Source organism: Acinetobacter sp. YH12144, assembly GCF_013418345.1.
Lineage (GTDB): Bacteria > Pseudomonadota > Gammaproteobacteria > Pseudomonadales > Moraxellaceae > Acinetobacter > Acinetobacter amyesii.
In genome coordinates this window covers 114,462-138,921 of the sequence record NZ_VPCD01000010.1, presented here as the reverse complement: position 1 = coordinate 138,921, position 24,460 = coordinate 114,462, and the positions used below count along the sequence as shown (strand labels likewise).

The following is a 24,460-nucleotide window of genomic DNA, read 5'->3' as shown; positions in this document are numbered from 1 at the left end:
AGGTTTCAGCTTAGACCAGTGTTGATCATTCAGCATAGTTCGAGGCATAGCGAGAAGTAAGTTTGGTTTGGCGATTAAATTTTACTTTCTCGCTATTTTTTTGAACAGCAAATGTCAACAGACCCTAATTATTGAGCAATCATTAAAACCAATTCATTAATGATACACCGACACCGACATAGGTTGCCCGATGGTTATAGTCAATCAGGCTTTCACCATAGCCATCAAACAATTGAACTGTGCCGCGTAATTTACCATTGATTGGGAAAGTCCAATCGAACTGCACCGCACCATGTGAATCATCACCACCTTTCAATGAATGACGTAACATCAAACTAAAGTCATGATCTTTATGACGATAAAACGCTGTTAAATCCCCACGTCCCACATAATCGGTAATGTCAGGGTTGTTATCATCTTTGGTATCTTCTTCGAAACGATACCAAGGACGTAACATCAGTGCAAAATTGTCACGTTCAAATCCAAGATTTAACATGACACGATTCCAACTCCGCGATAAAGGATCAGAACGCCCATTAGACTGATGGTTAAAAGTTAAGCCCAGCATACGCCAGTTCAAACCCAAGAGTTCATAGTTGGTACGAAAAACCAGACTGGCTTCAGGCTCATAGTTGGTTTCACGGAATGGTCGAGATTCATCTTCGTTGTAGACTTGCCAACGAGAAGACTGGGTATAGCCCAACCAGATATCACCATTATCACCAAATAAGTTTTCAACAGCTTTGGTTTTTAATGACAATTGGAACTTGGCTTCCATCGATTTCAGGTTTTGTTCCTGATCGGCTTGTACCGTGTTGTTTTCATTCGGGCTTGATGGACGTTCATTTTTATCTGAAGTCCAGTATCCCGGCATTAAATACACAGGTTGATAGCCACGAATATTCCACGTCCCTAATTTACTTTCTGGAGAAAGCTCCCAACGACTATCCAATAATGAAAGGTTTGGATTAAGGTTCGGTGCTTCTACAGCGAATAAACGGTCCGTAAACGCATGACTGACTTTTTCTTTGAATGTCAACTTTTCAGTCGGTTCAGGTTTAATTTCTTGTGCGGCTTGACGCTCAGAAACCAACATTTCTTTTTCAGCAGGTTGCACTTTAAACAAAGCGTCATAACACGATAATCGCTCTGCATTTGACTCAAGTGCCACACATGCTTCAGCGGTAGCTGGTTTAACAGCCACTTCCGCATTTTGTGCATTTACAGTACTGACATACATTGAACTGAGCGCAATGAGGCTCAGTTGCAATGTCGTACGCTCAAGAGATTTGAACGCCATAAAAACCCCTTTTTTGTTTTAATTCACTTGTTTTATTTCGAAACCAAGCTCAACCAAAGCCTCTCGCTTCGCCACCGGTGCAACCACAGCTTTTGTCGGTTGTTGTTCAACCAAGTACGCCACAGCAACACGTTTTAGATCATCCAAAGTCACATTCAACAGACGTTCACGTAACATTTGACGGAAAGCTGGCGTGCGTTTATGCAATAAAGCATAACAAGCTGTAATGGCTTCACCCGCTGGTGAACCCGGTTTATCCATGCTGGCAATTAGACCCAAAATCGCTTCTTCTAGCTGATGCGGTTGTTGTTCAGCATTCAGTAGCCACTGCACACTTGCGTCAAAATCTTTAAACGTTTCAGCTAAACGTGGGTCACGATAGCTATAGAAACGGAATGAACATGCATTACCGTCATAGCTTGCACCACCACCATAAGCACCACCTTTTTCACGAATCGCGCTATGCAAGAAGCCATTACGTAAATAAGCCGCCAAAATCATTAAAGGTGCTGCATCTGGATGTGACACTTCCACCGCAGGATATGCTGAAGCGCAGAACTGAACATTGGCTTGAATGAGCCAAGCTTCGTCATTGTTGCTATCTGCAAAATTCACTTGAGTTAAATCATGTGGGTTATCGTCAATCGCCACTTTATCCCAAATGGTTTGAACTTCTTCAACCAATCGGTCTGAATGATGCTCCTCACACACCACCAAGAATTGTTTTGGTGCTTTAAGCAAACGGTTGTGAATTAACTTAAGCTCATCAATCAAGGCATTATAAGCCGTGTCGTCTTGCTCAATTTTGCTGACAAGTTCTGACAGCCAGTTCAGCGCGCCTAGGCCTGTATTATGATAATCACGTAGCGCCAATGCACTATGTTGACGACCTGCAATTTGCATTGCATAACTATGACCAGAACCAGATACACGTGACTGCCAACGTGCTTTACGTTGTTGCAATAACTCTACGATACGATTTTTTTCATCAAAACGTAGCTGTTCAAAAGCCAATTTCAATAAGCGAATGGCTTCAAGATTATTCACCAATGATTTAGTGGTCAACGTTAGCCAAGCACTAATTTGACCTTTATCATCCACTTTTGAACGCAGCGATGCCCCCATACCTAAACCGCCACTCACAGCTGTTTGCAACTGTTGTAGCTCTAAGTAATCGTATTCACCTGCACCAACTTCACCCATCAAAATCGATAAAAGATTGAAATACGGCGATTGCACCACTTCATCAGGAATCTGAATCAAAACTTGTTGGTAATAAAGACCATTGGTGCCTGCGTGGTAAAGATTTAACGGCGTATCCAAGCCATTACTGATAATTTCGCGTAATTGACCTTGTACAATCTGTAATTGTGCAGGAACGTCTTCTAAACCTACTTTAGGCAATAGGTTCAAATCATCTGGGGTATCTTGACGAATGTTCAGTGCTTCAGTCTGCGCAATAATCTCTGCTTTTTGCGCTTCAGTTAAGTTCGCATCAATTTCTTTTAAACGTGCTTTTTCTGCTGCCGCTTCCAACGCATTTTTTTCAGCATCTGGAACCAAAGTTAATTGCACACGATGTTGATTATCAAGCAAGTAAGTTTTGATTAAGTTAGATAACCACATTGGGTCTTTCAACTCTTCCTTCACTTGTTCAATGGCCGTATCCACATCCCAGACATCCACAGGGTCTGAATGGTGAATCGCACTGCTTAAACCATTCAGAATTAAGCTTAGGCCATATGGTGTACCATCACCATTGATTTCACGCTGATGCAATTCAATCTGGTGCAAAATCGCCTCAACTAAAGCTGGATCAACAGGCTTAGCCGCAACGTCTTCTAATACTTTAAACACGCCATTTTTAAATTGTTCTGCATGCTCAGGGTTGGAACCTTGAATTGCACAGTAGAACGTCATTTCATAGTTTGAGTCATCTACGCCCATGAATGGACCAGTAGACTGTGCATAACCACAGGTTTCTAAGTAATGACGTAATGGCGAAGCAGAATCTTCAAGCAATACCCCCTCAACCAAACGCATACCTAAACGTAATTTGATATTACTTGCTTCAGGCAATAACCAAGAAAGCACATGATAGGTTTTGTCTTTAAGGTCTTCAGCATCAACTGCATACGTTTCAGTTACAGTTACAGGCGCAGTTAAGCGGCGCTCAGGTTTTGAATATAGCGTTTGACCTTTTTCAAATTTTGACAAAGCAAGCGTTTCAAACTGTTCTTGTAAATTATATGCAGGCTCATTACCAAAGGTCATGAACACGGCATTACTTGGGTGATAATGTGATTTGTAGAAACTGACCAACTCTTCATAGCTTAAGTCAGGAATGTCTTTCGGATCACCGCCTGAGTTGTAATGATAAGTTGTTTCTGGGAATAAATGATGGGCAAGTTGGTGATACAACTGATCTGAAGGTGAACTCATTGCACCTTTCATTTCATTAAATACCACGCCTTTATATACAGCTTCGCCATTTTCTAGCTCAATACGAATCCCTTCTTGCGCAAAATCAAGCGGGTTCAAATTCGCAGCAAAAGCAGCATCCATATAAACTTCTAACAAGTTTTGGAAATCTTTTTTGTTTTGCGTTGCAAATGGATAAGCCGTCCAATCCGCTGCGGTAAACGCATTCATAAACGTATTGAGGGAACGACGAATCATTAAAAAGAATGGGTCACGTACAGGGAACTTTTCTGAGCCACACAGTGCTGTATGCTCAAGAATATGCGCCTCACCTTTTGAATCCATCGGCTGCGTACGGAAGGCAACTAAAAATACGTTTTCGTCATGGTTTGTGGCTAAGTGATAATGCACTGCGCCAGTCACTTTGTGTTTATATTCAGACACTAAAATGTCTAAAGCTTCAACATGATGTTGACGAATCAACTGAAACGCGGGATGTACAGTTTGAGAAATGGTTTCAGTGACATCTACAGTCATGTGTGCTCCTAATCTATTCATTTAAATTAGGCAAAGTATACCTTAAAAAATCACAACTAGATTCACCGAAACGACATTTCCAACTGTTTTAATCAACTTGAACTTTAATTTTAAAATCACTTGTTTTCGCACTAAAACATTTAGACTGGTTTTATGGATTGCCTATCATTTCGAGTTGACCAATAGACACAAATCACAATCGCCAATAACAATACAAAAGAAGCCATAAAGCGACTTAAATCCAATCCACCTGAACTGATTGGCTTATCTAAAAAATCTCCAACAACTGCGCCCAATGGACGTGTCAAAACAAAAGTGGCCCAAAATAAAATCGTCTTTGAAACCCGACTAAAAAAGTACAACAACGCCATCAATAGAATTAAACCACCAAATAGCCAAATGCCACCGCTATAGCCTAATCCTGCACTATCGGAAGTCCAGTCCCCCAAAGCCGTACCTAATGTTTGAGAAAATGTAATCGTCAACCAATAAAAGATCTGTGTGCGCGGCAAATTCACTACACTTGGATTGATTGACCCTTCGACTCGATACCAACTAAAAAGCGATATGAGCACCAAACTGAGTAACAGAAAACTACCACCCAAGTAGCCAAACCCTAAAGAACGATCTACAAAATCCGCTAAAGTCGTACCGACCGTAGTACTAGCAATAATCGTGGCCCAATATAAATAAGGTTTATAGGCTTTGGACTGTATTTGAAAATACAGCAGACTGATAAATATGCCTGCGAAAATAAAGGTACTGAGTAAATAGCCCAAATTTAAGGACATGGACAATGCATCACCACTGGTTTCACCACAGGTGGTCGCAAAAATTTTGGTCAACCAAAACAGCGCTGTAATCTCGGGACTTTTTTAACGTAGTCTTGTAGCTCATGCACGTGCATATGCATCACTCAATGCAGTTATTTTGATGCTTATATCTTCGATAACTGAAATGAATTTTTGCTTAAAATAAGGCACTCTTTTTTTAGAATTGTCACAAGAAAAAAAGCACCCGATATCGGATGCTTCATTTACAGTATTTAGAGTCTATTTTTGGATTTAAAACTAAACTAGATATTTAAAATAATTATAATTTGGATGACTTTCGACATAGACATAATTCTGTTTTTGATAGAATTTTGCAGCATTTTTAAGCTCAGTATTTAAGCACAGTGCAGAAAAGTGTTTTTTTGCACCCTTTTCCAATTCCACCAATAGCTGCTTACCCACGCCATGCTGACGGTACTGCGGATGCACATAGAAACGGCGAACTCGTCCAATCCGTTCTTCTACACCAGTATCACCCCATTGCTGATTTAAACCGCCACAAGCAATTAATTTATCGCCATCATAAGCAAGCAATAATTGCTCACCCGTTTGGTCAAAACGATTTTTACCACTTTGATATTCTTCAATTAAACGGTGTATAAATGTATAGCCTTCATGCTGCGCCAAAGCAGCAATATTTTCGATTTGAGCAGGAAGTTGCTCTGCTGGACGAATCGTAATTTCCATATATTCACACTTTTAATCTGTTATCTATTTATGATGACCAAATCATCTTGATTCAGTCTGAACACCCTATAGCTCTATAAAAGTAAAATTTTTCGATTTGCACAATAGCAAAGCTGATTAAAACGGCAACTAATTCAAAAAAAATGTAAAAATATAATGGATTTGCCCGATTTTTATACACACTTGTCCTTTAATTGAATTTTTTTCAACAAACTACAGCAATCCTGAGCATTCGTGTAAACTTAGCACTTTCATTTTTTTGATGTGAACATACAACATGGCAACTGTTGACCTTTTTGCAATTGGTAATGCACTTATTGACCAAGAATTTAAAGTCTCTGACGAATTCCTAATTCAACACAATCTGCAAAAAGGTACGATGCAACTGACAGATGGCGATACTCAAGCAGCCCTTTATAACAATCTAAAAGCCACTCAAGAATATAAAGGTCAAGCTTCTGGTGGTTCTGCAGCAAATACAACGGTTGCTTTTAGTGCTTTAGGCGGAACTGCATTTTATGGTTGTCGTGTCGGCAATGATGACTTAGGTCAAATTTACCTAAATGGTTTAAACGACGCTGGCATCCAAACTGCAACTCAATCAATCAGTGAAGGTGTAACTGGCACATGTATGGTATTGGTCAGCCCTGATTCTGAACGTACGATGCATACTTACCTCGGTATTACTGCGGAATTGACTGATAGCCAAATTGATTTTGGCAGCTTAAATACTGCGAAATGGTTATATATCGAAGGTTATCTTTCAACATCAGACAGCGCACGCCTTGCGGTAAAACAAGCACGCCAAATCGCCAAAGCCAATGGTGTACAAATTGCATTGACCTTATCTGATCCAGCAATGGTGCAATATGCACGTCAAGGTCTAGATGAATTACTCGATGATGGCGTGGACTTATTGTTCTGTAATGAACAAGAAGCACTGATGTATACAGAAACAGATCATTTAGATGCTGCACTTACGAAATTGCAATCACTAAGCAAACACATTGTCATTACATTAAGTGCCAAAGGTGCCTTAATTCATAATGAAGCCGCAACATTTACCGTGCCAGGTCGTAAAGTTACCGCAGTAGATACCAATGGTGCTGGTGATGCTTTTGCTGGTGCTTTCCTATATGCACTCAATGCAGGTCATGACTATCAAACGGCTGCTGAACTTGCCATCTTGATCTCAAGTGAAGTTGTGGCTCAGTTTGGTCCACGCCTAGCAGTTGAAGACTATGCTCAGCTTTTACAATCATTTCAGAAGGAATGTGCTTAATGTTTAAAATTTGCATGACGGATGATGTGCCTGAACGTGAAGCACGATCATTCGAAACGCCTGAAGGTGAAACGATTTTTATCACCCAACGTGATGGCATGTTTTACGCTTATCAAAATAACTGCCCACACTTGCACGTGGAACTTGAGTTTCTTGAAAATCAGTTTCTAGATCGTGACCAAGAGTTTATTGAGTGCTCAACGCATGGCGCACTATTTATGGTCGAATCTGGGGAATGTATTTCTGGTCCATGCCAAGGTCAAACTCTTGAAAAAGTGAATATTAACGTGCATTCTGATGGTGGAATCTACCTCACAGAAGAATAAACACTGGAATACAACCATGTCCGCATTTTTAACAGACTATAACTTAATACCCTTTCATTTAAGTTTATTGGCCGTACTGTTATTGGGCATGGTTGAAACCATTGGCTATTACATCAATATTAGTCCTAGCCAAGTTTTGAAAAGAATTGCCCCACAGCGCATACAAGAATTGGCATTATTGAATGTCAAATTTTCCAAAACTCTGATTTTGTTCTTCTTACTGATGAATTTTAGCTTTGCAGGCTATGTACTTCAGTTTTGTATCCACGCTAAAGAAGGTCAATTCGTTCCCGCTTATTATCTGATTTTACCTGCGTTGATTATTGCCATATTCTTTACGGTATTTATGATTCATTGTTTGGATCAGGTTGTCCCGCCCAAATATAAAAAACAAACCGTTAACCTACTGGGTCGTCTAGCCACCATTTCAAGTGGAAATGCCCGTCCCGGCTTTTCAGCTCAAGCCCGTGTGCGTGATGAGTTTGGTCAACTACATTATGTGCAAGTTGAGCCAGAGTTTGGTGAGTTAGAATTTCAGTCAAAAATCATTTTGATTCGTCAAAAAAAATCACACTATATTGGCAAAAAAATCAGTGTGTCGAACCGTTTATTTAATCCATCCTAGTGACAATCTTAGCGACACATTGTTACCATTTTTCAAGTCATAAAAAGCCAGTGTTCACTGGCTTGTATTCAATTAAATACCTAAAGCGATATTTTGATTAACGCTTAAGAAAACCTGAGACCAAATTCATCACTTGTTGAATATCAGCATTCGCTTCTTGCTGATTGGTTTGTCCAGCTTGTGGCGTCAATGAGTCAATAATTTGCGGCAATACTGTTGAAATTGCACTATACACATCTTGTTTCTGAGTTTGTGTTTCTTGTGCAACTTGCTCCACTTCAGCATCATCAAATAAATTTTGTACTTGTTGATTATTCACAGCAGCATTATCGCCAGGACCTGTAGATACCCAATCATCAACCTGACTACTCAAGCCCTGTCCACGCAATTTATCCAAAGCGCCTTGTAGGCCCCCTTGTTTTTGAATCCAAGCCAGCACCAGAGGTAACACTGCAACTAAAATGGTTGAAGCATTGCCACCACTACTACGTTGCTGCGGCTGCGCTGCACCGCCCAGTTGGCCCAACACAGAGCCTAGAATTCCACCTAAACCACCTGCTTGGTTTTGAGCATTGGTTTGCGTATTTTGAGCGCCTGCATTTGTACCCAATTGACCCAACACCGAACCTAAAATACCGCCCAAGCCACCTTGTTGATTTTGATTGTTCGCACCACCAAGGGCCTGCTTTGCTAAGATCTCAACAATATTATTTAAATTTGTCATTTTATTTTTCCCAGTGAAACCTAGATGGACTTAGTTACAGCATACGTGGGAAAAGACAGTTTTATCATAAATGTTTGTTAATTTTTGCAATTTCTCGCAGGCTAAGTATTTGTTACCAACGGAATTTATCCCAGTTTTCAGGATTTGCCCAAAATTTAGAGTTAAACCAATCTGGAATATGTTTATAAGTCAAAATATTAAACTGCCATAAAGCAAAATCACTTTCATGCGTGGTTTTATCAATGAGCTGAGTAAAGCCTAAAGCACGTAATAATTGTTCATCGTGTAATTTACTCACCACCACGATGCGTTTAGCAAATAGGTCTCGTAATTTTACCAACATCTGCGTTTTCTGCTGCTGATCCAAACTCAACATGGTTTCAGTATCAAGAATCACAAATCCAAGGTCAAAACGCTGGGTAAAAGGCAGATTTAAAAACTCAGTTACGTTAAAATGTTGCCATTGAATTGGATGAAATTGATTGTATTGCTCAAGATCTTGACCAATGCAGATTGCGGTTGAAATGGGCTGCTCTTTTGACAAATCGTCTAGCATAGAAGTGATGACATTTTGTTCAGCCATTGACCGCATCCTTAATAATGAAGTGAGTATTCGTATGGAACTACAAGGCATTTGCCATAAAATGCATGCAGGTCTTAAAGACCTTAGTGTAACTGATCAACATACACACAAGGCAAATGTTGAGTATAAATTTATTCTAGATCGCTCAGAAGTTGATCTACCGTTTAGCCTTGGCCAAGAAATTGAAATCGAAGCCACGGGAAATATCTACTGCATTTCTTGCGGCGCAAAAACGCCTAAATCGTATTCACAAGGTCATTGCTTCAAATGCATGAAGACTAAGGCTTCTTGTGATATGTGCATTATGAAGCCTGAAACCTGTCATTATCATCTCGGGACTTGCCGTGAGGATGATTTTGCCCATGAAGTTTGCTTTCAACCGCATATTGTCTATTTAGCCAATTCGAGTGCCTTAAAAGTGGGGATTACCCGCTTGGGTCAAATGCCTACACGTTGGCTAGACCAAGGTGCGACGCAAGCTTTGCCTATTATGAAAGTTGGTTCACGTCGCTTATCTGGTAAGCTTGAAGTCATGTTTGGTACGCAAGTGGCCGATAAAACCGATTGGCGTAAATTGCTCAAAGGTGAAGCAGAACCCATCAACCTGATCGAAATTCGCGACCAATTGGTAGAAGAATTCGCACCAAAAATTCAAACCATTCGCGAAGAATTTAGTCAAAACTTAGAGTTTAATGAAACTGTTGAACTGCTAGAAGATGAGTTGCCACGCCAATTTATCTACCCGGTAGAAGAATATCCTGAAAAAATCAAATCGCATAATTTGGACAAAACACCGATTATTCGCGGAAAATTACAAGGGATTAAAGGTCAGTATCTGATTTTGGATACCGGTGTGATTAATATTCGAAAATACACTGGCTATGAAATTAAAGTACGTACTTAAATCGACTCAAAGTATCTAATTAAGTTTAAAAAAGCGAGATATTTCTCGCTTTTTTACACCTACTCTACCAATCTGATTCATTGAACAGTTGAAAGAAACTTTAAATATGGCAACGCCATTAACTGCTCCGCTTCTAAGATTGGCATATGACCAACATGGTCTAAAATCAGAGGCTTTTCGGCTTTTTTAAATAAGCTTTTCAGTTCTTCTACCACTTCAACATTGATAATCTGATCTTGCTTCCCCCAGATAATGAACACAGGTGCATCAATGCCTCGTGCAGCCAAAGCAAAGGACTCTGGTGTATACAAGGTGGCCATTTTTTGCAGTTGCTCCACCATTTTATTGGTTTGCTTAGACTGAACTATCATCAGCTTTTCTTGCCCAGTTTTTAATTCTTGTGGAATAAAAGGCGGAGATTGCATCACGATCTTCATCACGCGATCAAAATCACCAGTTTTTCTGACCACTAGCTCTGCAAGCTTTGCCGTATCTTTTAGATACGCTGTATTGCTCGACTTAAAGACACCAGCCGAATCCACCAACAATAAAGATTTCACTTCTAAGGGATACTGAGCGCTATAGAGCATGGCAATTGCACCACCCATCGAATGCCCTGCGATATGTAAATTTGGATCAAACTTTGCAGCATCAATAAATCGTCGTAATTTTTCAGTTAAATTTGGAATTGATAGATCAAATTGATCTGCGACAATAGTTTCTCCATGTGCTGGCAGATCTGGAATAATGACATGATAATTGGGCGTTAAATAACGGGCAACTCGGTTCCAATTATCATGCGTGCCTGACAAACCATGCAGCAACAGTAGCGTCGGTTTTCGTGGATCTCCTCCTTCACTGTATGTCCATTCGATTTCATTATTTTTGACTTTTTTACTACTCAAGCCCGCCCAAGCTCTTTCCTGCTCTAAAACTTTTTGAAAGTTTAGTTCTGCAGCTTGAATACTACTGGCAACGCAAATCGTTAGTAGCATCTGTATCATGTGTTTAAAATAATGATCCATCCATCGCAATAACGGGTTCTTTAAACGTTTACATTGAGGCATATACAGAGATATCATCCACTTAATCCTTTGTCGTGATGAGTTATTTTTTTCATATTATTTTTTGAGAACACCAATCTACGATGCTAGAGTCAATATTTCATTTGCCAAATCTTTTAAATAAAAATTATATCTGTCAATTTAAACCAAAAAAAACCAGCTCGGAAGCTGGTTCATATTTCTAAGCAAGCCAATCAGACGGTGTCAGTGGAGCTTCAATGAGTAAGCTTGGATATTCAAGCGCAGGAAGTATAGCGGGCGGATTTGAAACGTCGCTGCCCAATGCGATCAAATCCTGTTCATCGGTGTGCAATACAATTGGGACTTCATTCGCATCCTGTAAAAGCGTATCTAGATTGATCACAGATTGAATCGGCTCAATTTGACTGTCATTTTGGTTTTCACTTTGCTCATCACTTGCCAATAAAATCTCTGTAAGTTCAACAGATGATTCAGGTTGTGCAAGAAACAGTTTAGCTATTGAGATTTCAGGCGATTGAACACCACGACTGTCCTCCGCCACGATTGTTGCAAAGCCACCATTTTGAATCGGGTTATCCATCGACCAAAAACCACTTTCATTGGCATACGTCACGTACTCTTGACCATTGGCTGTCACAATGATTTTAGCCTGTTGAAATGCATTGCCTTCGAGTTTTTCAGTATTTAGCGTCACTTCTGGCGCCGGCAGTAGATAGCTTGGATTTTCAGGCGAGGTCTGAATAAATGGAAATACCAAGCCAATCGCAGGAGATTGCTGACCAAATTGATCTTCCACAACAATCATCAACATGCCACCATTTGCCACTGGATTTTCTATTGACCAATCACCATTTTCATCGACCTGAATACGATAGACCGCTTGATCCGACTAAATCACAACAGTCGTATTTGGTGCGGCAGTACCTGATATCACCGCGCCAGACTCTAAAATCGTAACAGCTTGCGGTAAAATGATTTGCGCTGTATGCAACGCCTCAGAACGATTACCGTCCTGATCAATTGCCACAACACTTATTGCACCTGTGGTCGTTAAAGGATTGAGCATCGACCAATCGCCATTTACATCAGCAACTGTTATAAACTCTTGCTCACCATAGGTCACAACCACCGTATTTCCTGCTTCAGCTTTACCTATCAAGTATTCACCTTTTTCAAGAATTTCTGGCATCTTCGGTAGTACACTTGGCTCTGCAATTGGAGCAATCATTATTGCCTCTGAGCGTAAGCCATGATGATTTACCGCATAAATTGTGGCAACTCCACCATCCTTCAGTGGATTATCAATCTGCCGATGTCCTTGTTTATCCACTTTGACGCGTGTAACAGTTTCACCGACTGAAATGATCACCCATGTTTTTGGCTCTGCCGTGCCAGTTATAAGATCATCTAGTCCAGTCACTTCTGGTGTTGAGGGAATATGCTGATGCTGTGTTTTCCCCTGAATCAGCAACTGCTTTATTTCAACTTGTCCCAAAATGTTTTTTAAAATACCGTTTAAATCTCTCATCTTTTGCATAACACCCTCAAATCACATCATTATATTTATTTGGGAAAATGCCTTCCCAAACTCAATTTAAGAGAATTATTTAAATAGTCAATTTTATTTAATCTTTGTTTTTAAAAGTTTTTCTTAAAGTGTGATGCATTAAACTTAAACATAAAAAAACCAGCTCGGAAGCTGGTTTTTTAAAAGCGGCCTTAATTATTTAATTTTGGCATGATCTTTTAGATAACGTGTGTAGTCATCAAATTCTTGTTGACCACGAAGCTGTTGATAAAGTTTTGTTAACTCATCTAACTGCTCACCCGTTAATGCTGCATCAGATTGTTTATTCACTACAGTCACTGCAACCACAACCAATTCATTTGGTAGATTTGTGGTCGTAACTGACCAATGACCTGCTTTCGGTGCTTTTACGCTAAATGCAGCACGTTGAATTTCGCGTTTCAATAAACCATCAGCACGGGTGAATGTACCCGCATTTTCAAAGTTTAAACTGCCTTTCGCAACTGAAGCAGCAGGTTTTGCAGCAAACTCTTTTAAAGTCGCTTGAATCTGTGCTTTTGCAGCATCAGACGCTTTCTTTTCAATCAGCTGAGTTTTCACATGCGCTTTCGCTTCAGCTAAGGTTTGAACACCCGCAGCATGATAGTTACGCACTTTCACCCAAACCACATCACCGTTTTTCAACTGAATGCTAGATGAAACATTACGTTCACCATTTTTAACATCATCGTTAAACAATTTAACTTTGACGTTTGCATCACTTAGAACAGGATGTTGCGATGCTAATGTTAAGCCATTCAATGATTGAACTTTTACGCCTTTCACTTCTTGACCCACGACATCAAGGGCATCACTGCTCACCACCATATCATTGAGGCTGTTTACAGTGTCAGAAAAAACATTGGCTTTTTTCGAAGCAGCGACTTCTGCTTGCAGACGTGCTTTTTCTTGTTCAAATGAAGGCACTTTTACAGCTGGCGCCACTTTTTCGATCAAGTGATAACCACTGTCTGTTTTCACTGGAGCAGTCACTTGACCAGCTTGAGCACCTTCAACTGCTGCATCAAATGCATCACCAAATACACCTTTTTCATAAGCAACCAGTTCACCACCTTTTGCTTTAGATTCCGGATCTTCAGAGAATTGCGCTGCAGCTTGGTCAAAGCTTAAACCCGCTTTAATTTTAGCTTGAACACTTTCAGCCAGTTTTTTAGCTTCGGCATCTGAACGATTGTCCGCAGTGATCATGATGTGCTTAACGAGTGGTTTAACTGACTTCTGTGCATTCTCAACAAAGCTGTTATACGCTTCTTTCAATTCAGCATCAGTTGCAGCTTCTACTGGTGCAGTAATATTGGCAGGTGTTAATACGACAAAATCTGCATCAACACTGGTTGCTTGCTTAAATTTGTTTTTATGCTGCTCATAATAAGCCGCAATTTCAGCATCAGATACTTTTACATTTTTCTTGTAATTTTCAAGATTAATGCTCGCCAACTGAATACTACGTTGTTCCGTTTGTAAGTTCGCAATTTGCAAGATATCAAGCTTACTCACCAATGCATATTCCATAAATGTTGTAGACAACATTTTTAAAGCATGGTCTTTACGTAAATTATCAATGAATGTGCGGTTCGTCATACCAATCGATTCGAGGTATCGCGCAAACGCTTCATCAGAAAATTGACCATTGACTTGAAAGCTTGGCTGTTGATGAATCATTTGCACAATTTGTGCATCACTCAAGCTAATGCCTAATTTATCAGCTTGTTGCAATAGCAATTGGCGTGAAACCAAAGTATCCATCGCTTTATTGCTAATGAAATTTTGATTCAATAATGTTTCATCACCCTGAGCATATGCCAGATATTGTTCTTTTAATGAGTTCGTCAGTGCTTCGAGTTCTTTTTGAGAAATTTCAGTACCGTTTACAGTCTTTGCTGCATCTTTAGATCCACCACTAAAATATCCTTCAATACCTACAAGTGCTAAAGGGGTCAAAAACAAAACGAGCAAGACCTTGCCCAGCCAACCCTTAATGACTTTACGAAACGATTCCATAAGTATTCCAATATTTTATTTGCGGTGAATTTTAACCGAAAACCCGAGATGAATGAATGCGATATATCAATTAATCACATTTACCAATAAAAAACGCGCCAAATAATGGCGCGTCTCATGTGCTTAATAAGATTAAGCTACAGAATCTTTCAAGCCTTTACCAGCTTTGAAGCTAGGAACTTTGCTTGCTTTGATTTCTAAAGTCGCACCAGTTTGTGGGTTACGACCAGTACGTGCAGCGCGTTCTTTAACGCTGAAAGTACCAAAACCAACTAAAGTAACTGTATCACCAGCTTTTAAAGCATTGGTAACTGCAGCAATTGTAGCATCTAAAGCTTTACCGGCATCGGCCTTAGATAATCCCCCATTTTCGGCAATTGCATCAATTAATTCTGATTTATTCATGAAAATTACGTCCTCTTAATATCGTTTATTTAAGGTTCAAGAATTTGTATAAAACGCCATAACGCCTTTATAGCAATGCTTTAGGGTTAAACGCAATACTCCTCAACCTCTTTTTATAGAATTTTTTGACGAAAAAAACCTTGAAAATTCGATAATAGTAAAAAAGTTAGTGTTTTTTTAGTATTTCGGCCCTCAGTTGGGCATTTTCTTCGGCCAATAGGTCAACTTTAGTATGTAATTGAAGTATAAGCCTTTCTACGTGCTGTAAATCCTTTACAGTCACCAATCCTAAACGGTTTAAAGAATGATTAACACCATTATCTAAAATTTTTTCTACTTTATCTTTCGTATCAGTTACAGATTCTTTGGCTTTTTCTGAAACTTTTTCGACAGTTTGATCTGCAATATCAATCGTTTTGGACTCAAGCTCCTCTCCAACTTTGACTAAAGAGTCAAAAAGCTTATTTCCTTCACCCTCAGCACGTGAAAAAGCACCTAATCCAGCCAACCAAATCTGTTTGGTATATTTGCGAAAATCCATTTTAGAGCGACGGTCAGAATGACTACGTACGCGAGTTTTAGCCGGCTTTTCTGATGTTTCTTGTGCATCGTCAATTATGCTTTCTGTATTTTCCATAATCCGCACTTCTCCTGATTATTTTATGTGCACAGCAACATGTGATTCTTCATTTTAACAACATAATAGCAAACATATGACTTGATAGATTGATTAAACTGTTCTACAAAGCTGGTGAATTACCAACTTTTTGGTATATTCTAAGTTCCTCTAGAGCAGGATGCTCAGTTTCCAGTGCTTTCAGATTTTAACAAGGACATTTTTTTTATGAGTGATACGCAACAAACACAAGCTCAACCACATTTGTTGCTTACTATGACCCTGATTGTTTTAGAAACGATTTTTACTTTCATTTTAAAACATGACCGTGTTGTAGCATTACAAGCTAAAAAATTTGTTGATCAAAAAGTCGCACTGAAAATAAATAGCTACATCCCTTATTTTGACTTTTATGTTCAGTTTACTGAGCACGGTATTCTGTTCGACACGAAATCTCCAGATAAAGCCATCGACCTTGATGTCCGCACGACATTAATGGATTTGGTGAAAATTTTTGTATTTGGTAATCGTAAAAGCATCAAAACCATGCGGATCGATGGTGATGTGGTTCTGAAAGATGAATTTCGCGATCTGGTTTCATCATTTAGTGTGCCGAAAATTTTATCTGACTGGAAACACTGGCTGTCTGAACCTGTCGAAGAAAACGATATCGTTGCGTCTAAAAAACGTATTGCCCCACTTTTAGAAAAAATTGAACAGCAACGCTCTAAAATCAACACACTGCAAGTTGAAGTTAAACAATACAAAAACCGTATTAAGCGTATCGAACGCCGTCAAAAGCGGATTAATTTCGCTTTTAGTCTAATATCTGTTCTTTTAATAACGTTATTAGTGTATAATGTGTGGTTCAAATAAATATATAATTTTTCAGACAAAATAAAACAAATAAACAATCTCAAAAAAACTTGACTATTTTAGTCAGGATTCATAAAATCTGCACATCTAGACTTAACATGTGTATCGAATCATGCGCTTAACAACTCGCGGTCGCTACGCAGTGACTGCTCTACTTGATCTAGCTTTGCAGCCAACTGAACAAACGATCACTCTTGCAGAAATTGCAGCTCGTCAAACCATTTCAGTGGCCTATCTTGAGCAGTTATTTGCAAAATTAAAGCGTCACGGCTTAGTTTCCAGCATCCGTGGAGCAAACGGTGGTTATCACCTAGCTCGTAGTGCTGAAGACATCACTGTTTTGGAAATTATTGAAGCTGTAAATGAAACAGTTGATGCAACCCGTTGTGACCACAAAGGCAACTGCCAAAATGGTGCAATGTGCTTGACTCACGATTTATGGCAGGAACTCTCCCACCACATTGCCGATTATCTTGCAAAAATCACCCTTGCTGACCTTGTAGCACGCGATAACGTTCAAACCGTATCTATTCGTCAAAATTCAGCAAACTTTGATTCAGCCCTTTTATCGGTTACAGGTATTTGACATGAAGCGTCCTATTTATCTTGACTATGCAGCAACTACACCTGTAGACCCTCAAGTCGCAGAACGTATGATGGAATGTCTAACGTTTGACGGTACTTTTGGTAATGCAGCTTCTCGTTCTCATGCTTACGGCTGGCAGGCAGAAGAAAAAGTAGAATATGCACGTGAACAAGTTGCTAATCTAGTAAAAGCTGATCCACGCGAAATCGTTTGGACGTCTGGTGCAACTGAGTCTGACAACCTTGCGCTTAAAGGTATTGCTCAGTTCTATGCATCTAAAGGCAAGCACATTATTACAAGTAAAATTGAACATAAAGCAATTCTTGATACTTGCCGCGAGCTTGAAGAAGAAGGCTTCGAAATTACTTATCTTGAGCCAGAAGCAAAAACAGGTTTAATTACACCTGAAATGGTTCAAGCGGCCCTTCGTCCAGATACGATTCTTGTATCTTTGATGATGGTGAACAATGAAATCGGTACAACTACAGATGTAGCTGCAATCGGTGAATTGACTCGTGCAAACAAAACTTATTTCCACGTAGATGCTGCGCAAGCTGCTGGTAAAGTAGAAATTGATCTTTCAACTATGAAAGTTGATTTGATGAGTTTCTCTGGCCACAAAATCTATGGTCCTAAAGGTATTGGTGCTCTTTATGTACGTCGTCAACCACGTGTACGTATTAAAGCGCAAATGCACGGTGGCGGTCATGAACGTGGTATGCGTTCAGGTACGCTAGCGACTCACCAAATCGTGGGTATGGGCGAAGCGTTCGAACTTGCAGGCAAAAACCTACATGCCGAACAAACTCGTATTCGTGTACTTCGTGACAAACTTTGGAATGGCTTGCAAGGTCTTGAACAAGTCTTCCTGAACGGTCACCCAGAATACAACGTTGCAAACTATCTAAACGTCAGCTTTAACTTTGTTGAAGGTGAATCGTTAATGATGGCACTTAAAGATTGCGCAGTATCTTCTGGTTCTGCATGTACATCAGCAACTTTAGAACCATCTTATGTACTTCGTGCATTGGGTCTTTCAGACGAACTGGCTCACAGCTCGATTCGTTTCAGCTTTGGTAAATACACCACTGAAGCCGATATTGACCATGTACTTGAAATTACCAAAGCAGCAGTTGAAAAACTACGTGATCTTTCACCGCTTTGGGATATGTACAAAGAAGGTATCGACCTTAATTCTGTAGAATGGGCTGAACACTAATTCATCCCGGTGAGATAGCTTTTATTTTAAGGCTATCTCATTGATTAACGTAATTTCACCCCCATATTAATCTTAAGGCTGACCCCGAGGTTTGGAGAAGCGTCATGGCTTATAGCGAAAAAGTAATTGATCATTACGAAAACCCTCGTAATGTTGGTGTTTTAGACAAAAATGCAGAAAACGTTGGTACAGGTATGGTCGGTGCACCAGCTTGTGGCGATGTTATGCGTCTACAGATTCAAGTTGATGACAATGGCGTAATTGAAGAAGCTCGCTTCAAAACTTACGGTTGTGGTTCAGCAATTGCATCTAGCTCATTAGTAACAGAGTGGCTAAAAGGCAAAACTCTTGATGAAGCTCAAGCAATTAAGAACATTGATATTGCAACTGAACTTGCACTTCCACCAGTAAAAGTACACTGCTCTGTACTTGCTGAAGATGCAATCAAAGCTGCTGTAGAAGACTACCGTAGCAAGAAAGTAAAAGCTTAATTGTTTACGTGTTTTAAAAAAGATTAACGGAGTTTTCATGATTCATTTAACTGAAAATGCTGCAACTCATATCAGCAATTACATCAAGAATCGCGGTAAGGGTGAAGGCATTCGCGTTGGCGTGAAAACTTCTGGCTGTTCTGGTTTAGCTTATGTACTTGAGTTTGTCGATGATATTGACACGCATGACCAAGTATTCGATCAGTTTGGCGTAAAAGTATTCGTTGACCCAAAAAGCTTAGTTTATCTCGAAGGTATGGAGATGGACTATGTGAAAAATGGATTAAACGAAGGTTTTGAATTTAATAACCCAAATAAAAAAGGCGAATGTGGCTGCGGCGAATCGTTTACGGTTTAAGCCTTTTCCACACTCCTTTTTCGCATTAAAACAGTGTAAAATTCACTGTTTTAATTGCATTTAAAGCAACACTTTTTGCACCTCTATTGCGGACACCATCTCCCATGAATCATTTTGAGTTGTTTAACTTACCTGTAGCACTCGATATTGATTTAGCAGTTTTAAAATCTGAATTTTTAAAGTTGCAGCAACAATATCATCCAGATAAAGCTGAAGACAAAGATCTAGCCCTGATTAAATCCAGTGAGATTAATCAAGCATTTAAAGCTTTATCCAATGTTGATAGCCGCGCTGCATATCTTTTAAGTCTTAAAAAACAAGATTATCACCTTGATCAATCAATTAGTGATTTTGAGTTCCTACAAGATGCCTTAGAAATTCGTGAACAGTTAGATGAGGCAGGCTCTGCTGATGACCTCACTTCACTTAAAACTGAAGTTCAGCAATGGATTGACGGTTTGGTTCGTGAATTCAAGATTGATTATGACGACGAAGACTGGGCTGAAGCACGTGATACCGTACGTAAATTACGCTTCTTCCAAAAAGTAATGGCTGACATCGATAAAGCTGAAGATCGCTTCTTAGACGACGATAGCTTTGATTTAGACGATGATTTTTAATTTATTTTTTATATTTGACGTTCAAAGGATGTAACACACATGGCTCTCTTGCAAATTGCAGAACCTGGTCAATCAAGTGCGCCGCATGAACACCGCATCGCAATTGGTATCGATCTTGGGACTACACACTCTTTAGTAGCCACGGTACTTTCTGGTAAAGCGAAAGTGCTTAACGATGAACATGGTCGTGTGTTACTCCCTTCTATTGCACACTATGACGAATCCACTACGCAATATGGTGACGACGCAAAGACATTCTTAACGACTGATCCTAAAAATACTATCGTTTCTGTAAAACGCTTTATGGGTCGCTCTAAGGCAGATATTAAATTCCAACACCCGTACAACTTAGTCGGTGAAGCGAATGAAATGCCTGCTTTTGAAACTGCACAAGGTCGTAAAACACCAGTTGAAATTTCTGCAGAAATTTTAAAACAACTTAAAGACCGTGCAGAAAGCAGCTTAAACAATCCAGTAAATGGTGCTGTCATTACTGTACCTGCCTATTTTGATGAAGCACAGCGTCAAGCAACGCGTGATGCAGCACAGCTTGCAGGCTTAAATGTACTCCGTCTTTTAAATGAACCGACTGCTGCGGCAGTGGCTTATGGCTTAGACCAAGACACCAATCTTGCACATGATCAAAACTATGTGATCTATGATCTAGGTGGCGGCACCTTTGACGTTTCAATTTTACGTTTCTCTCAAGGTGTTTTTGAAGTTCTAGCAACTGGTGGCCACACGGCGCTTGGTGGTGATGACTTAGACCGCCTGATTGTAAAATGGGCAAAAAAACAACTGAATATTGAAACTTTAGATGACGCTGAATATGCCCATTTCATCGTTTCTGCTCGTAAAGCAAAAGAAGCTCTAACCGAGGCTGAATCTGTAGAGCTTAAAGTTCTTGATCAATCATTGACTTTAGACCGCCCTACTTTTGAATCAATCATCAAAGTTGCTTTGGATAAAACTATCAGCGTTTGTAAACGTGTCATGCGTGATGCCAAGCTTGAACTCAGCGATATTCAAAATGTGGTATTGGTCGGTGGTTCTACCCGCTCGTATGCTGTACAAAAAGCTGTTCAAGATGTCTTCAATCAAGAACCGCTCTGCACTATTAACCCTGATGAAGTTGTGGCCATTGGCGCGTCGATTACAGCGAACCAGCTTATTGGTAACTCTAAAGATGGTTCATTGCTTTTAGACGTCACACCGCTTTCTTTAGGTTTAGAAACCATGGGCGGTTTGGTTGAGCGCCTTATTTCGCGTAATACAGCTATTCCAGTGGCTCGTCGCCAAGAATTCACAACCTATCAAGATGGTCAAACAGCGATGTTGATTCATGTTGTACAAGGTGAACGTGATCTAGTTGAACATTGCCGTAGTCTAGGTCGTTTCGTTCTTCGTGGTATTCCACCGATGACTGCGGGTCAAGCACGCATTGAAGTGACTTTCCAAGTTGACGCAGATGGTTTACTCACGGTGTCTGCCAAAGAAACCACTTCTGGTGTGCATGCCCAAATTGACATTAAACCTTCTTATGGTTTATCTGATGCCGACACTGAACGCTTACTGATTGATGGTTATAAGTTTGCTGAAGAAGACAAAAATTTACGCCATCTTCAAGAAACCAAAGTGGAAGCAAAACGTGAACTTGAAGCACTTGATCAAGCACTTAAAGTAGATGCTCAGCTTCTCAGCCAAGAGCAACACAGTTCCCTCACCGCTGCACGCACAGTTTTAGATGCTGCACTTGAAACGACAGATATCAAAGCTATTGAACATGCTGTAGAACAGCTTAAAATACATAGCGATGCATTTGCTGCAGCTCGTATGAATCAGCACATTGATGCCGCACTGAAAGGCACAAAACTCGATGACTGGTCAAACTCAAATTAATTTAATAGGTCAAGATTATGCCACGTATTAAAGTACTGCCTCACGCAACAATCTGCCCAAACGGCGCTGAGTTTGAAGTCGAATCAAATGCTAACCTTTGCGAAAGCATGTTAAAAAACGGCATCAAAATTGAGCATGCATGCGACATGTCTAAAGCATGCACCACTTGCCATGTGGTTGTACGTAAAGGTTTTGATGGTCTAGATGAAATGGATGATGTCGAAGCAGATCTTCTCGATCGTGCTTGGGGGTTAGAACCAGACTCTCGTCTGTCATGCCAAGTAAAAATTGAAGATGAAGATTTGGAAATTGAAATTCCTAAATACACCATCAACCATGCTTCAGAAAATCATTAATTTATAGATAATTTTCTATAATCAAAAAGCCAGTTCATCGTAACTGGCTTTTTTATGCATAAATCTATTCAAGAATTCAAAAAAAGAAGACGTTTTGATAAAAGAATGAATTGAGTTATTTTTACAATTTAAGGCAATACGATTAGATCTAATTTTTATAATGTATATGTGAAATTAAGAGTGAGATTCAGTTTTTTTGACTTCTTCGATCACTTCGTCTTCTAAATTCAGTTTTACGATACCAGCAGAGTTGGTCATTTTTTGCTGAATTTGTAAGCGTTTAATCATACGTTCTAAAACATGTATTAGTTCAGGATATTCAAAGTTTTGTACCTCATCTAAGTTCAACAATAGATTAAAGCCTTTATATTCGTAATCGAACCAACGTTGATAATCTGTTTTCTGTGAGGTGTATTTTTCCATCACTTGCCAAGTACGTACTGGGCCTTTGATACCTTTTAAGAAGATCGGTGCTTTGGGCGCACATAAATAGTCATTTTTCACTAAATGATGCGTGTCATCTGAAATCAAAATTTCATCGACTTCGGCCGCACTTTGCAATCGTGCAGCCAAATTCGCATCACGCCCCACGATGGTATATGCCATACGGTGAGCTGCACCATAGTTCCCAACGTGGCAATACCCGGTAGAAATACCCATACGAATGTGTAGCGGCGGATAACCCATTTTAATCCAGCGTTCACGCAGCAACTTCATTTGCTGACGCATGACCATTGCCATCTCTAAACAGGTTTTTGCATCCTGCTCTACGCCTTGGCTATGTGGATCACCAAAGAAGATTAGAATTGCATCCCCCATAAACTTATCGACAGTCGCTTCATACTGTTTGGCAATCTCTGTCATATGGCTCAAATAGTCATTGAGTAGAAATGCTAAATCGTCTGGGATTAATGTTTCAGAAAGTTCTGTGAACCCTTGGATATCTGAAAAGAAAATCGTGAGTTTTTTACGTTTATATTCGATTTTAGCTTCAGACTCACCTTTCATAATCGATTGCCAAAGTTGCATAGGCGCATAGCGACTCAATTGATTAGCGAATTCCATATAACGATTCATCTGATCATAATAATGGTTCTTTTTATTGCTTAAAGACTGAACTTGGGTATGTTGATAAAACGTCCCCACACTGAAATACGTAATAAGGCACAAAAAACCTAGAACGGTTAACTCACTGCTGGTTGACTCAAAATATTCTTGAAAACCAAAGACATAAATATTACATAAATAAAATACAGTGACGCCTACAATCCCGGCCAAGGACATCATTAAGAAATTGATTTTGTTATAAATGGTTGTATATAGCAGCGCAAAGACCGCAAGAAAAGTTAAAACAAGGCTTAAATGTACTGCAGACATCAGTACAGCAATAACGATGATATCGATCAGAAAAAGCACATTACGCTTAACTTGATTGCTATATCGATAAATTAACCAATGAGAAAACTTAGGAACGACTAAAATCAGAAAAAATAAAAATGCAGGAATATAGATTTGATATTGCGTATCTGGCTGAGTGTAATGATAGACAATAATCACCAAAGACAGCATGATATATCCCATCAAACGATGAAAATATTCAAACTGTTTAGGCTCTTTGCTGATTAAATTGTCTAACGGCACTCGATCGCCCCCATACGGACACTCATTCTTCTACTATCCTGATATTGTCCGTAAATCGGGATTAGTCCATACGCCAATCAAAAGGCATATCACCTTGACCACGTAGTGCAAGCATCAGTGTTTGGCGCATGTGTGCCAAGACATCATTGTTATAAGGAACTGCTGGCGTACCCCAAACTGGTTTCGGCCAAGCCACATCATTTTGATAACGAACAACATGATGAAAATGTAATTGTGGAACCATATTACCCAATGCAGCTACATTCATTTTGTCTGCACGGAATACACGTGACAATTGGCTTGATAACCAGCTTGACTCACGTAAAAACTGCTCTTGGTCTGCCTGACTTAATTCATAAAGCTCTGTAATTCCCGGAACACGTGGAATCAAAATAAGCCACGGGAATTGCATATCATTCATCAAACGACATGTTGACAGAGGAAAGTCGCCTACATAAAACGTATCTTGAGCAAGTTGTGGATGTAAACTAAACATATCTTTATAAATGATGCAAAATTAGAATGATGGCTAATAC

General features: G+C 39.7%; 26 protein-coding genes. 12 read left to right on the top strand and 14 right to left on the bottom strand.

Annotated elements, in window-relative coordinates; genetic code table 11:
* Nucleotides 1-142: 142 nt before the first annotated feature.
* The 4 genes from FTU79_RS08730 to FTU79_RS08715 form a co-directional block, all read right to left on the bottom strand.
* Entirely contained in the window at nt 143-1,300 is a 1,158-nt protein-coding gene (locus tag FTU79_RS08730) for a phospholipase A (RefSeq protein WP_180007814.1), read from the bottom strand.
* An 18-nt stretch (nt 1,301-1,318) separates the two neighbouring features.
* Nucleotides 1,319-4,258: an insulinase family protein gene (locus FTU79_RS08725; protein WP_180049666.1), complete on the bottom strand. Its 2,940-nt coding sequence runs from the start codon at nt 4,256-4,258 to the stop codon at nt 1,319-1,321.
* 140 nt (nt 4,259-4,398) lie between these two features.
* Nucleotides 4,399-5,103 (bottom strand): hypothetical protein, encoded by a 705-nt coding sequence (locus FTU79_RS08720; RefSeq protein WP_257224276.1) that lies wholly within the window; start codon nt 5,101-5,103, stop codon nt 4,399-4,401.
* Nucleotides 5,104-5,328: 225 nt separating this feature from the next.
* A complete protein-coding gene (locus FTU79_RS08715) occupies nt 5,329-5,778 on the bottom strand; it encodes a GNAT family N-acetyltransferase (protein ID WP_078188654.1) in 450 nt (149 codons plus the stop codon).
* Nucleotides 5,779-6,055: 277 nt separating this feature from the next.
* On the opposite strand from FTU79_RS08715, the gene FTU79_RS08710 reads away from it, so the two are divergent.
* The 3 genes from FTU79_RS08710 to FTU79_RS08700 are packed head-to-tail and all read left to right on the top strand — an operon-like array spanning nt 6,056 to nt 8,011.
* On the top strand, nt 6,056-7,060 hold the full coding sequence (locus tag FTU79_RS08710; protein WP_180004657.1) for an adenosine kinase: 1,005 nt from the start codon (nt 6,056-6,058) through the stop codon (nt 7,058-7,060).
* Nucleotides 7,060-7,386 carry a Rieske (2Fe-2S) protein gene (locus FTU79_RS08705; RefSeq protein WP_180007818.1) on the top strand — a complete coding sequence of 109 codons (327 nt, stop codon included), beginning with the start codon at nt 7,060-7,062 and terminating at the stop codon, nt 7,384-7,386. Before FTU79_RS08710 ends, FTU79_RS08705 begins: the two co-directional genes overlap by 1 nt.
* 16 nt (nt 7,387-7,402) lie before the next feature.
* Nucleotides 7,403-8,011 carry an OB-fold-containig protein gene (locus FTU79_RS08700; RefSeq protein ID WP_168378601.1) on the top strand — a complete coding sequence of 203 codons (609 nt, stop codon included), beginning with the start codon at nt 7,403-7,405 and terminating at the stop codon, nt 8,009-8,011.
* 97 nt (nt 8,012-8,108) lie between these two features.
* On the opposite strand, the gene FTU79_RS08695 is transcribed toward FTU79_RS08700, so the two are convergent.
* Together FTU79_RS08695 and FTU79_RS08690 are read right to left on the bottom strand one after the other, a co-directional pair.
* Complete coding sequence (locus FTU79_RS08695; protein WP_180049664.1) at nt 8,109-8,735, bottom strand: YidB family protein; 627 nt, start codon at nt 8,733-8,735, stop codon at nt 8,109-8,111.
* A gap of 112 nt (nt 8,736-8,847) precedes the next feature.
* The gene (locus FTU79_RS08690) at nt 8,848-9,318 is read right to left on the bottom strand and encodes a DUF6231 family protein (protein ID WP_078188659.1); all 471 of its coding nucleotides are present in this window, start codon (nt 9,316-9,318) and stop codon (nt 8,848-8,850) included.
* Nucleotides 9,319-9,352: 34 nt separating this feature from the next.
* Between FTU79_RS08690 and FTU79_RS08685 the strand changes: the two genes are divergently transcribed.
* A complete protein-coding gene (locus FTU79_RS08685; RefSeq protein ID WP_180022155.1) occupies nt 9,353-10,222 on the top strand; it encodes a DUF2797 domain-containing protein in 870 nt (289 codons plus the stop codon).
* Between the two features lie 77 nt (nt 10,223-10,299).
* Here FTU79_RS08685 and FTU79_RS08680 read toward each other — a convergent pair whose 3' ends face one another.
* The 6 genes from FTU79_RS08680 to FTU79_RS08655 all read right to left on the bottom strand — a co-directional run bounded on the left by FTU79_RS08680 (nt 10,300) and on the right by FTU79_RS08655 (nt 15,899).
* The gene (locus tag FTU79_RS08680) at nt 10,300-11,217 is read right to left on the bottom strand and encodes an alpha/beta fold hydrolase (RefSeq protein WP_373685655.1); all 918 of its coding nucleotides are present in this window, start codon (nt 11,215-11,217) and stop codon (nt 10,300-10,302) included.
* 250 nt (nt 11,218-11,467) lie between these two features.
* The gene (locus FTU79_RS08675; protein WP_180049662.1) at nt 11,468-12,094 is read right to left on the bottom strand and encodes a hypothetical protein; all 627 of its coding nucleotides are present in this window, start codon (nt 12,092-12,094) and stop codon (nt 11,468-11,470) included.
* 63 nt (nt 12,095-12,157) lie between these two features.
* Entirely contained in the window at nt 12,158-12,805 is a 648-nt protein-coding gene (locus FTU79_RS08670; RefSeq protein WP_180049660.1) for an Ig-like domain-containing protein, read from the bottom strand.
* A gap of 186 nt (nt 12,806-12,991) precedes the next feature.
* Nucleotides 12,992-14,857 (bottom strand): SurA N-terminal domain-containing protein, encoded by a 1,866-nt coding sequence (locus FTU79_RS08665; RefSeq protein WP_180049658.1) that lies wholly within the window; start codon nt 14,855-14,857, stop codon nt 12,992-12,994.
* Between the two features lie 132 nt (nt 14,858-14,989).
* Complete coding sequence (locus FTU79_RS08660) at nt 14,990-15,262, bottom strand: HU family DNA-binding protein (protein WP_078188662.1); 273 nt, start codon at nt 15,260-15,262, stop codon at nt 14,990-14,992.
* Nucleotides 15,263-15,428: 166 nt separating this feature from the next.
* Nucleotides 15,429-15,899, bottom strand: a complete 471-nt coding sequence (locus tag FTU79_RS08655) for a phasin family protein (RefSeq protein WP_180049657.1) — start codon at nt 15,897-15,899, stop codon at nt 15,429-15,431.
* A 207-nt stretch (nt 15,900-16,106) separates the two neighbouring features.
* Between FTU79_RS08655 and FTU79_RS08650 the strand changes: the two genes are divergently transcribed.
* The 8 genes from FTU79_RS08650 to fdx all read left to right on the top strand — a co-directional run bounded on the left by FTU79_RS08650 (nt 16,107) and on the right by fdx (nt 22,283).
* On the top strand, nt 16,107-16,754 hold the full coding sequence (locus FTU79_RS08650) for a hypothetical protein (protein ID WP_180022144.1): 648 nt from the start codon (nt 16,107-16,109) through the stop codon (nt 16,752-16,754).
* Nucleotides 16,755-16,866: 112 nt separating this feature from the next.
* Nucleotides 16,867-17,340, top strand: a complete 474-nt coding sequence (locus FTU79_RS08645) for an Rrf2 family transcriptional regulator (protein WP_078188665.1) — start codon at nt 16,867-16,869, stop codon at nt 17,338-17,340.
* Nucleotide 17,341: 1 nt separating this feature from the next.
* The gene (locus FTU79_RS08640) at nt 17,342-18,559 is read left to right on the top strand and encodes an IscS subfamily cysteine desulfurase (protein ID WP_078188666.1); all 1,218 of its coding nucleotides are present in this window, start codon (nt 17,342-17,344) and stop codon (nt 18,557-18,559) included.
* A gap of 104 nt (nt 18,560-18,663) precedes the next feature.
* The gene (gene iscU / locus FTU79_RS08635) at nt 18,664-19,050 is read left to right on the top strand and encodes a Fe-S cluster assembly scaffold IscU (protein ID WP_078188667.1); all 387 of its coding nucleotides are present in this window, start codon (nt 18,664-18,666) and stop codon (nt 19,048-19,050) included.
* A 37-nt stretch (nt 19,051-19,087) separates the two neighbouring features.
* Nucleotides 19,088-19,408: an iron-sulfur cluster assembly protein IscA gene (iscA, locus tag FTU79_RS08630; protein ID WP_078188668.1), complete on the top strand. Its 321-nt coding sequence runs from the start codon at nt 19,088-19,090 to the stop codon at nt 19,406-19,408.
* Between the two features lie 104 nt (nt 19,409-19,512).
* Entirely contained in the window at nt 19,513-20,028 is a 516-nt protein-coding gene (gene hscB, locus FTU79_RS08625; RefSeq protein ID WP_078188669.1) for a Fe-S protein assembly co-chaperone HscB, read from the top strand.
* A 39-nt stretch (nt 20,029-20,067) separates the two neighbouring features.
* Nucleotides 20,068-21,927, top strand: a complete 1,860-nt coding sequence (gene hscA / locus FTU79_RS08620) for a Fe-S protein assembly chaperone HscA (RefSeq protein ID WP_180049655.1) — start codon at nt 20,068-20,070, stop codon at nt 21,925-21,927.
* A gap of 17 nt (nt 21,928-21,944) precedes the next feature.
* A complete protein-coding gene (fdx, locus tag FTU79_RS08615) occupies nt 21,945-22,283 on the top strand; it encodes an ISC system 2Fe-2S type ferredoxin (protein WP_078193483.1) in 339 nt (112 codons plus the stop codon).
* Between the two features lie 174 nt (nt 22,284-22,457).
* On the opposite strand, the gene FTU79_RS08610 is transcribed toward fdx, so the two are convergent.
* Together FTU79_RS08610 and FTU79_RS08605 are read right to left on the bottom strand one after the other, a co-directional pair.
* Nucleotides 22,458-23,924, bottom strand: coding sequence for an adenylate/guanylate cyclase domain-containing protein (locus FTU79_RS08610; protein WP_180049653.1), 1,467 nt, complete (start codon nt 23,922-23,924; stop codon nt 22,458-22,460).
* Between the two features lie 61 nt (nt 23,925-23,985).
* Nucleotides 23,986-24,420 (bottom strand): HIT domain-containing protein, encoded by a 435-nt coding sequence (locus FTU79_RS08605; RefSeq protein WP_067762788.1) that lies wholly within the window; start codon nt 24,418-24,420, stop codon nt 23,986-23,988.
* Nucleotides 24,421-24,460 lie beyond the last annotated feature (40 nt).

What these genes read in the sequence shown, in the direction of transcription:
- FTU79_RS08730 (WP_180007814.1), bottom strand. Translation starts at nt 1,300, where the DNA reads ATGGCGTTCAAATCTCTTGAGCGTACGACATTGCAACTGAGCCTCATT.
- FTU79_RS08725 (WP_180049666.1), bottom strand. Translation starts at nt 4,258, where the DNA reads ATGACTGTAGATGTCACTGAAACCATTTCTCAAACTGTACATCCCGCG.
- FTU79_RS08715 (WP_078188654.1), bottom strand. Translation starts at nt 5,778, where the DNA reads ATGGAAATTACGATTCGTCCAGCAGAGCAACTTCCTGCTCAAATCGAA.
- FTU79_RS08710 (WP_180004657.1), top strand. Translation starts at nt 6,056, where the DNA reads ATGGCAACTGTTGACCTTTTTGCAATTGGTAATGCACTTATTGACCAA.
- FTU79_RS08705 (WP_180007818.1), top strand. Translation starts at nt 7,060, where the DNA reads ATGTTTAAAATTTGCATGACGGATGATGTGCCTGAACGTGAAGCACGA.
- FTU79_RS08700 (WP_168378601.1), top strand. Translation starts at nt 7,403, where the DNA reads ATGTCCGCATTTTTAACAGACTATAACTTAATACCCTTTCATTTAAGT.
- FTU79_RS08695 (WP_180049664.1), bottom strand. Translation starts at nt 8,735, where the DNA reads ATGACAAATTTAAATAATATTGTTGAGATCTTAGCAAAGCAGGCCCTT.
- FTU79_RS08690 (WP_078188659.1), bottom strand. Translation starts at nt 9,318, where the DNA reads ATGGCTGAACAAAATGTCATCACTTCTATGCTAGACGATTTGTCAAAA.
- FTU79_RS08685 (WP_180022155.1), top strand. Translation starts at nt 9,353, where the DNA reads ATGGAACTACAAGGCATTTGCCATAAAATGCATGCAGGTCTTAAAGAC.
- FTU79_RS08680 (WP_373685655.1), bottom strand. Translation starts at nt 11,217, where the DNA reads ATGCTACTAACGATTTGCGTTGCCAGTAGTATTCAAGCTGCAGAACTA.
- FTU79_RS08670 (WP_180049660.1), bottom strand. Translation starts at nt 12,805, where the DNA reads ATGCAAAAGATGAGAGATTTAAACGGTATTTTAAAAAACATTTTGGGA.
- FTU79_RS08665 (WP_180049658.1), bottom strand. Translation starts at nt 14,857, where the DNA reads ATGGAATCGTTTCGTAAAGTCATTAAGGGTTGGCTGGGCAAGGTCTTG.
- FTU79_RS08660 (WP_078188662.1), bottom strand. Translation starts at nt 15,262, where the DNA reads ATGAATAAATCAGAATTAATTGATGCAATTGCCGAAAATGGGGGATTA.
- FTU79_RS08655 (WP_180049657.1), bottom strand. Translation starts at nt 15,899, where the DNA reads ATGGAAAATACAGAAAGCATAATTGACGATGCACAAGAAACATCAGAA.
- FTU79_RS08650 (WP_180022144.1), top strand. Translation starts at nt 16,107, where the DNA reads ATGAGTGATACGCAACAAACACAAGCTCAACCACATTTGTTGCTTACT.
- FTU79_RS08645 (WP_078188665.1), top strand. Translation starts at nt 16,867, where the DNA reads ATGCGCTTAACAACTCGCGGTCGCTACGCAGTGACTGCTCTACTTGAT.
- FTU79_RS08640 (WP_078188666.1), top strand. Translation starts at nt 17,342, where the DNA reads ATGAAGCGTCCTATTTATCTTGACTATGCAGCAACTACACCTGTAGAC.
- iscU (WP_078188667.1), top strand. Translation starts at nt 18,664, where the DNA reads ATGGCTTATAGCGAAAAAGTAATTGATCATTACGAAAACCCTCGTAAT.
- iscA (WP_078188668.1), top strand. Translation starts at nt 19,088, where the DNA reads ATGATTCATTTAACTGAAAATGCTGCAACTCATATCAGCAATTACATC.
- hscB (WP_078188669.1), top strand. Translation starts at nt 19,513, where the DNA reads ATGAATCATTTTGAGTTGTTTAACTTACCTGTAGCACTCGATATTGAT.
- hscA (WP_180049655.1), top strand. Translation starts at nt 20,068, where the DNA reads ATGGCTCTCTTGCAAATTGCAGAACCTGGTCAATCAAGTGCGCCGCAT.
- fdx (WP_078193483.1), top strand. Translation starts at nt 21,945, where the DNA reads ATGCCACGTATTAAAGTACTGCCTCACGCAACAATCTGCCCAAACGGC.
- FTU79_RS08605 (WP_067762788.1), bottom strand. Translation starts at nt 24,420, where the DNA reads ATGTTTAGTTTACATCCACAACTTGCTCAAGATACGTTTTATGTAGGC.